General features: G+C 42.9%; 9 protein-coding genes. 2 read left to right on the top strand and 7 right to left on the bottom strand.

Annotated elements, in window-relative coordinates; all coding sequences use genetic code 11:
* The first annotated feature begins 132 nt into the window (after window positions 1-132).
* Both B0182_RS02695 and B0182_RS14185 read left to right on the top strand, forming a co-directional pair.
* A complete protein-coding gene (locus B0182_RS02695; protein ID WP_143821647.1) occupies window positions 133-1167 on the top strand; it encodes a DUF389 domain-containing protein in 1035 nt (344 codons plus the stop codon).
* A gap of 28 nt (window positions 1168-1195) precedes the next feature.
* A complete protein-coding gene (locus tag B0182_RS14185; RefSeq protein WP_158079604.1) occupies window positions 1196-1363 on the top strand; it encodes a hypothetical protein in 168 nt (55 codons plus the stop codon).
* A 1-nt stretch (window position 1364) separates the two neighbouring features.
* Here the strand turns inward: B0182_RS14185 and B0182_RS02690 are convergent, their stop codons facing one another.
* The 7 genes from B0182_RS02690 to B0182_RS02660 form a co-directional block, all read right to left on the bottom strand.
* Window positions 1365-3095 carry a flotillin domain-containing protein gene (locus tag B0182_RS02690; protein WP_078273474.1) on the bottom strand — a complete coding sequence of 577 codons (1731 nt, stop codon included), beginning with the start codon at window positions 3093-3095 and terminating at the stop codon, window positions 1365-1367.
* Window positions 3096-3104: 9 nt separating this feature from the next.
* Window positions 3105-3392 (bottom strand): BrnA antitoxin family protein, encoded by a 288-nt coding sequence (locus B0182_RS02685; protein ID WP_078273473.1) that lies wholly within the window; start codon window positions 3390-3392, stop codon window positions 3105-3107.
* Window positions 3379-3657, bottom strand: coding sequence for a BrnT family toxin (locus tag B0182_RS02680; protein WP_029102268.1), 279 nt, complete (start codon window positions 3655-3657; stop codon window positions 3379-3381). Before B0182_RS02680 ends, B0182_RS02685 begins: the two co-directional genes overlap by 14 nt.
* A 94-nt stretch (window positions 3658-3751) precedes the next feature.
* Entirely contained in the window at window positions 3752-4408 is a 657-nt protein-coding gene (locus tag B0182_RS02675; RefSeq protein WP_078273472.1) for a YqiJ family protein, read from the bottom strand.
* 199 nt (window positions 4409-4607) lie between these two features.
* Window positions 4608-5273, bottom strand: coding sequence for a PspA/IM30 family protein (locus tag B0182_RS02670; protein ID WP_078273471.1), 666 nt, complete (start codon window positions 5271-5273; stop codon window positions 4608-4610).
* A 212-nt stretch (window positions 5274-5485) separates the two neighbouring features.
* Window positions 5486-5776: a hypothetical protein gene (locus B0182_RS02665; RefSeq protein ID WP_078273470.1), complete on the bottom strand. Its 291-nt coding sequence runs from the start codon at window positions 5774-5776 to the stop codon at window positions 5486-5488.
* Window positions 5769-6284, bottom strand: coding sequence for a hypothetical protein (locus tag B0182_RS02660; protein WP_078273469.1), 516 nt, complete (start codon window positions 6282-6284; stop codon window positions 5769-5771). Before B0182_RS02660 ends, B0182_RS02665 begins: the two co-directional genes overlap by 8 nt.
* Window positions 6285-6431 lie beyond the last annotated feature (147 nt).

Raw genomic sequence — 6431 nt, 5'->3', positions numbered from 1 at the left:
TTTTAGACCAGAGCCAAAAACAATAGTTCAAAAACCGAAAAAGAATTAGACAAAATCGAACAACAGCAAGCCGATATTGTTCGTACGCTTATCGCCAAAAAGCATGGCGAAAAAACCATCAATCACAAAAACGTGCGAATCAGCATAGAAGCAGGGGCATTACCGACCAAAATGTTCTTTATTATGAATGGCTTATCGGCGGTAATTGCAGGCTATGGACTGCTTGCCAACTCGCCTGCGGTGGTCATCGGGGCGATGCTTGTGGCGATGATGCTCTCGCCCATTACCAGTATGGCGTTGGCGGTGATTGATGCACGGCTATCCTTGCTCAAAACTTCGCTCCAAACCTTAATCGGTGGGATTTTGCTGATTTTTGCCATTGGCATGGTGCTGGGCTTTTTGTACCCTGACCATGTGATGACGGGCGAGATTTTGGCACGCACATCGCCCACGACCATGGATTTGGTGGTGGCATTGGCAGGCGGTACAGCAGGGGCATATGCCATGGTCTCGCCCAACCTATCGGTGGCGGTGGTTGGCGTGGCGGTGGCGACAGCCCTTGTTCCGCCTTTGACGGCAAGCGGGATTTTGCTGTCGGCAGGGCATTTTTCGTTGGCAATGGGGGCGTTGTTGCTTGCCATTACCAACATGCTTGCCATTCAATTTACCAATGCGTTGGTATTGTGGCTGTTTGGTTTTCGCAGAACGCTCAATGATGATGACGTGGGCAAATTGGGGCAACTTGGGCAATTTTTAAAAAGAAATTTTGCCGTGTTAATGGCGTTGGTGGTGATTGGTGGGTATTTGTCATTTAATTTTAGCCATACTTTAAATGAACAAAATTTTGAACGCCAAAGCAATGCTTTAATTGAAAAAAGTATAGAGCACCAAGCCAATTATTTGGTGTCATCAAGCATTAACAAAGAACAAAAAGTGCATGTCTTGCGAGCGGTCATTCAAGGTACCGAGCCACCAAGCCAAGCTCAAGTTTATGAATTAGAAAAAGCCATTCAAAAAATCGCTGATGATACCTTTAAAAATCGCACGATTAAATTACAAATTCGCTTTGTTCCTGAAACGGTTATTGAATCCACGCCAAGTAGTGAAAGTGAATTAAAACTAAGCCCCGATGATATTAGAAATTTGCAACGAATGACAAATCAATGATATCCTTATTAACCAAAGGAGAAATATCATGTCAAATAGAGATAATTTTATCAAACGTGAATTAAAACGTATGATTCAGTATTATATCAAGCCACGCATTCGTAGTTATTTATGGAAAATTGCAAGGCGTATTATTGATAAAATTGTGCGTCAAATGAAAAACCCACACTTACCATTGTGGGTTTTGCCATTTTAAGTTAGTCTTTATTCACGCCTTTATCGAGTCCGTTTGTCAGCCCGTTAATATCCGCCCCATTTAGCCCAATCTCTTTTAGTAGATTGTCCACAAGCGGGGCTTGGCTACGATACCGCAGGGCAGAATTGACCATTTGGTCGGCAAGGCTGGCATTTGCTGTGGTATCAACCGTCTCGCCACTTACCCCAAAACCGCCCAAACCACCCACTTGCAAAATCTTAATGTCATCAATGTTCTCCATGGGTTTGACACTTTCACGGATAATCTCGGGCAAGTGTTTGAGCAGGGCAAGGCGAATTTGCATTTCAATCTGCTCACTTGACAGCACGTTAGACGCTTCATTGACCGCTTTTGTTCCGTCAGCATCCACCTGATATTGACGCTCTTTGGCTTCGGCAAGCAGAATTTGAGCCTCCGCCTCCCCTTTGGCTTGCAGGCGTAATTTCTCCGCTTCGGCTTCGGCACTGATACGCACCGCTTCGGCTTGGTCTAGGGACGCTTGTTTTTGAGCTTCGGCGGCAACCGTAATGGCAATCGCATCTTTTTGGGCAAGCTCGGTCGCTGAGATAAGCTCCACCGCCTTGGCTCGCTCGGCTCGCTCGGTCTCACGCACGGTAATCACGCTTTCTTCTTCTTTGACTGCTGCTGCTCGTGCCTTGTCGGCTTGGGCTTTGGCTTCACTCTCGGCACGGGATTTTTCGGCAACGGCAATGGCACGGTCTTGCTCGGCAAGCTCAATCGCCTTTTTACGTTCTACTTCGGCTTGCTCAATGCGTTGCTCTTTTTGGATTTTTTCGTTTTCAATGTCTCGCTCGGCTAGGATTTTTTTCAAATCCACTTCACGCTTGGCGGCAATTTGGGCTTCTTCGGCTTCACGCTGTTTGCTCGCCTCTTGACTGGCAGTCTCAGCCGTTTGCTCGGCACGGCGAACGGCAATCTCACGCTCTTGCTCGGCTTTACGAATCTCAATCTCACGCTCTTGTTCTAGCTTGGCGTATTCTTCTTCACGCAAGATTTGTAGGCGAGTACGTTCAGCTTCTAAGTTTTTGGTTTTAATCGCCAAATCGGTGTCTTGCTCAATGTCGTTTCGCTTTTTACGGCGAATCTCAATGGTCTCGGTCAGGCGTGTCAAACCCTCCGCATCAAAGGCGTTTTGGGGGTTAAAATACTCAAATCCCGTCTGGTCAAGCCCTGTCAAGGACACTGTTTCAAGCTCCAAGCCGTTTTTAAATAAATCTTCTGACACGACCTGCTGAACTTTTTGCACAAAATCCACCCGCTTTTCGTGTAGCTCTTCCATTGCCATTTCAGCGGCAACGGCACGCAGACTATCCACAAATTTACCCTCTACCAAGTCCTTTAAATCCTGTGGCGACATGGTTTTCATACCCAGCGTCTGGGCAGCTGTGGCAATGGATTCGGCGGTTGGTTTGACACGTACATAAAACTCGGCGGTTACGTCCACACGCATGCGGTCTTTGGTGATGAGAGCCTGCTCGGACGCACGGCGTACTTCAAGGCGTAGCGTGTTCATATTGACAGGAATCACCTCGTGCAAGACAGGCAGGACAATCGCACCGCCGTTTACAATCACTTTTTCGCCGCCAAAACCCGTTCGCACAAAGGACACTTCCTTGCTGGCACGGCGATATAGGCGAGTCAAAATCAAGCCAAGCACAAATAGGGCGGTTAAAATAACCCCTGCGGTAATAAGAATTGAGATTAGGTTCATAGGGGTTCCTTATGTGGTTAATTCTTTCAACATTAACTGTCTTAATAATTGATTAGCACGAGTTTGATAACCCTTGCCGTCTTTTTTAAGCCACGCCACAATGTCGCTGTCAAGCCTTAATGTGATTTGTTGCTTAATGGGCTTGTACAAACGCAAATTGGCAATTTGAACGTCAGTTAATGGCGGAATATCATCGTAGTTAATGCTATCATCGCTCATTGATTGCAGTTGTGCCAATTCATCTTTATCAATGGGTGTGTGTTTGATATCGTCTAAGGTTTTTCTAACAATAGCCATAGCGTTCTATTTCTCCTCTGCTAAGTTTGCGTGCTGAGATAATGCGAATGATTTCTGTACCGTCTGTATCAGTATGGGTGTGTACAACGAGTAAAATCACCACGCCATCTACACTACCCACACCAAGCCACCGCACTTCATCAGAACTTGTGTCTTCTGTAACAATCAAAAATGGGTCAAGAAAAATACGGCTTGCACTCTCAAAGCTGACACCGTGCTTTTGCTTGTTTGTCCGATTTTTGTTGTCGTCCCATTCAAAAATCATTGATTTTACTCCTATTTTTGTAATTACAAAATTATAATAATAAAATTATAATGACAAAATTGTAATTACATTCTAACAAGCCACACAACAACTGTCAATCCACCAAAACTCCATTCATATTTTTAATTGCCACAAAATACATTTCTTTTTGTAAGACCAGTAACACCGTTTCGCCCTGTATTAAATCTTCGTCATCGGCATAAGCCATTATATAATGCGTTTGCCCGTGCGTGTCTTTAACTTTGATTTGGGCGGGGGTGTCTTTTGTTGCCTTGCCTATGACAACCGTGCCAATTCGCCCCACAAGCTCGCTTTGATTAATGGCGGTAGTTTCATCTTTGGGTAGTATTTTATATAAGCCTTTGGCAAAAACTCTTAATGTGGGCAATGACAACACCCAAACCACAATAATTGCAATCAGGCTTGGTAAATAAAACCCTGCCAGATTAAACAATATGCCCTGAATAAAAAATCCTAATAACCCAAAAATCGCCAAAAATAACACAAGGAGCATTAACACGGGCACTTTGCCCACATATAGCCAGCTTAAAAACCGCACGGCAATACCAGCGTCCGCCACATCTACACCGACTTCGGCGTGGGCATTTAATTCATCGGGTAATAAGCCATCCACCCAATCATTTGCCCCACCAATCATCAATGCCACAATTTCCAGGATAAATAACAAAAACATCAGCGTAATTGCCACACCGAATATAAAGTTTTGGGGTGCAAAAATTAAATCAAGCATGATTATCCTTATAAAATTTATTGGCAATTTTTAATGGAATGATTAAATAAAAAATAGTTAAATAAAAACAGGTTTGGATTTAAATAAACATTGATTTTAAAATTTAGGTGTAGGAAAGAATTATATTCGCCCAATGATTAAATTTACCATAAGGCAATATAAATTTACCCCAACAAATATTCATTTAAAAAAACAAACCCTATTTCATTTTTAATTGTGCGAGCCGTTCAGCAATGCGGTTATTTCTGGTAAGCTCTTCAAGCTCTTTTAGACTTTGGGCGTTGCCATTGCCATTTGTATTATGTGCCATGCCTGTTTGACGGCTCATGGTGCGGTCAAAAGCATTGGATGCTTTGTCGGCTCGTTGGGCGATTTTATCAAGACTGCTTGCACCAACCGTCTGCCCATTTGCACCGCTTGTCGCTACGGTCTGCTGATATTGCTCAATGGCTAGGCTTATCTCACGGCGTTTGGCTTGCAGGGCAATAATAAATCCTTCCAATTCTTTTTCTTTATCATTGCATTCGGCAATGGTGTTTTCAAGCACAGGAATGCGTGCCTCAATGTCCATTTGCTCGGCAATACCTACCTGTGCTAAATCGTCTCGCCCCACATTGACCGCCGTCATGATACTGTCGTTTAGGCTCTCATGGCGGGTGTTTTCGTCATTTAATTTTTTGCTGGCTAGGTGCTTTTGGGCAACAACTTTGCCAAGCTCGCCACGCACTTCATCAATGGCTTTGTCAAGCTCACGCAAGTTTTCGTTAAAGGCAAGCATGGGGGCTAGGTCTTCGGCTTTGTCTAGCATGGCATGAAATCCGCCACTGACTAGGCGACCGACACGGTAGGATAGGGTTTCGCTCATAACTACTCCTTTTAATTTGAGAATTAAATAAATTTTAAATAATAATCACAATATTACTCCAAATATTTTGGCTTAATCATGTTATCATCTTTATCATAACAAAATTGCCAAATCATGTCGCCAATATCGTCATCATATTCAAATAAATCATAACATATAAATTGACCTTGATTATCATACCAAGTAAATTTGTGTTTTTTATCCGCAATAAGCTACTCTTGTTTTGTGCTTAATAAAAGTTCAAATTTACCATTGATAAGTTTATAATCACGATAACCAAAATAATCTTGCTCGGAATAATATTCACGATACGCCACCAATGTTTGTGAATTATCATAAACACAGTCGCAAATTTTATTGCCCGATGTATCATATTCGCATAATTCATCTTGCAAAACAATGCCATTTAAATCAGTAATCACACTTCTAATAATTTTCTCATTAGAATTTCTATAAATGGTTATAAAATGTGTATCAAGGTCAAATTTTTCAGTTTTAATCATTTTTTGGTTTGTTTTGATAAATCAAATTTGCCAACTGTAACGTATTATCCAGCTCGTCCAGCACGCTGTCATCATAGCCCGCCCCTTTGCCCGTAATGGCAAGCTGTAACACGCTGTCCATCAGGCGAACCACTCGCCACATCGCCTGTTTTTCAAAATTGATAAGGGCGGATTTGTCGCACGTTTTGGGGTAATCCGCCATCATGGTTGCCACCAAATCAGGCAAAATCTCAAAAATTCTCGCCACAATGTGCGAATGTACACCTAGCTCCTTTTCAAGTGCCAAAATCTCATGGCGAGCGGTGTAAAGCTGTTGTTCGGCAAGCGATAGACTGGTTTCATAATCTTGCCCTTGGGTATGCAAGGTGCGTGCTTGGCTTAGTAGTTCACGGATTTTGTCGGATGGTGTATTCGCCCCTTGTATCTGTAAACTGGCAATAAAATCAGCGTCTTCTTGGCTAATGCGGACACTTATCGGCACTCGGCTATTACTTGGCGTATTTGGCATGCAGACACCTGTATCATTTTGTATTCATTTGCATGCGAATATAATCTATCGTGGACGGTTTGTCAAGTGGTTTTGAGAAAAATTGTTATCTGGTAGATTTTTGGCGATAAAAAAGCAACCCAAACAGTTGCTTTTTATAAACATCAA

The sequence above is a fragment of the Moraxella bovis genome, assembly GCF_002014975.1.
GTDB classification, from domain to species: Bacteria; Pseudomonadota; Gammaproteobacteria; order Pseudomonadales; family Moraxellaceae; genus Moraxella; species Moraxella bovis.
This window is presented reverse-complemented; position numbering and strand designations above follow the sequence as displayed.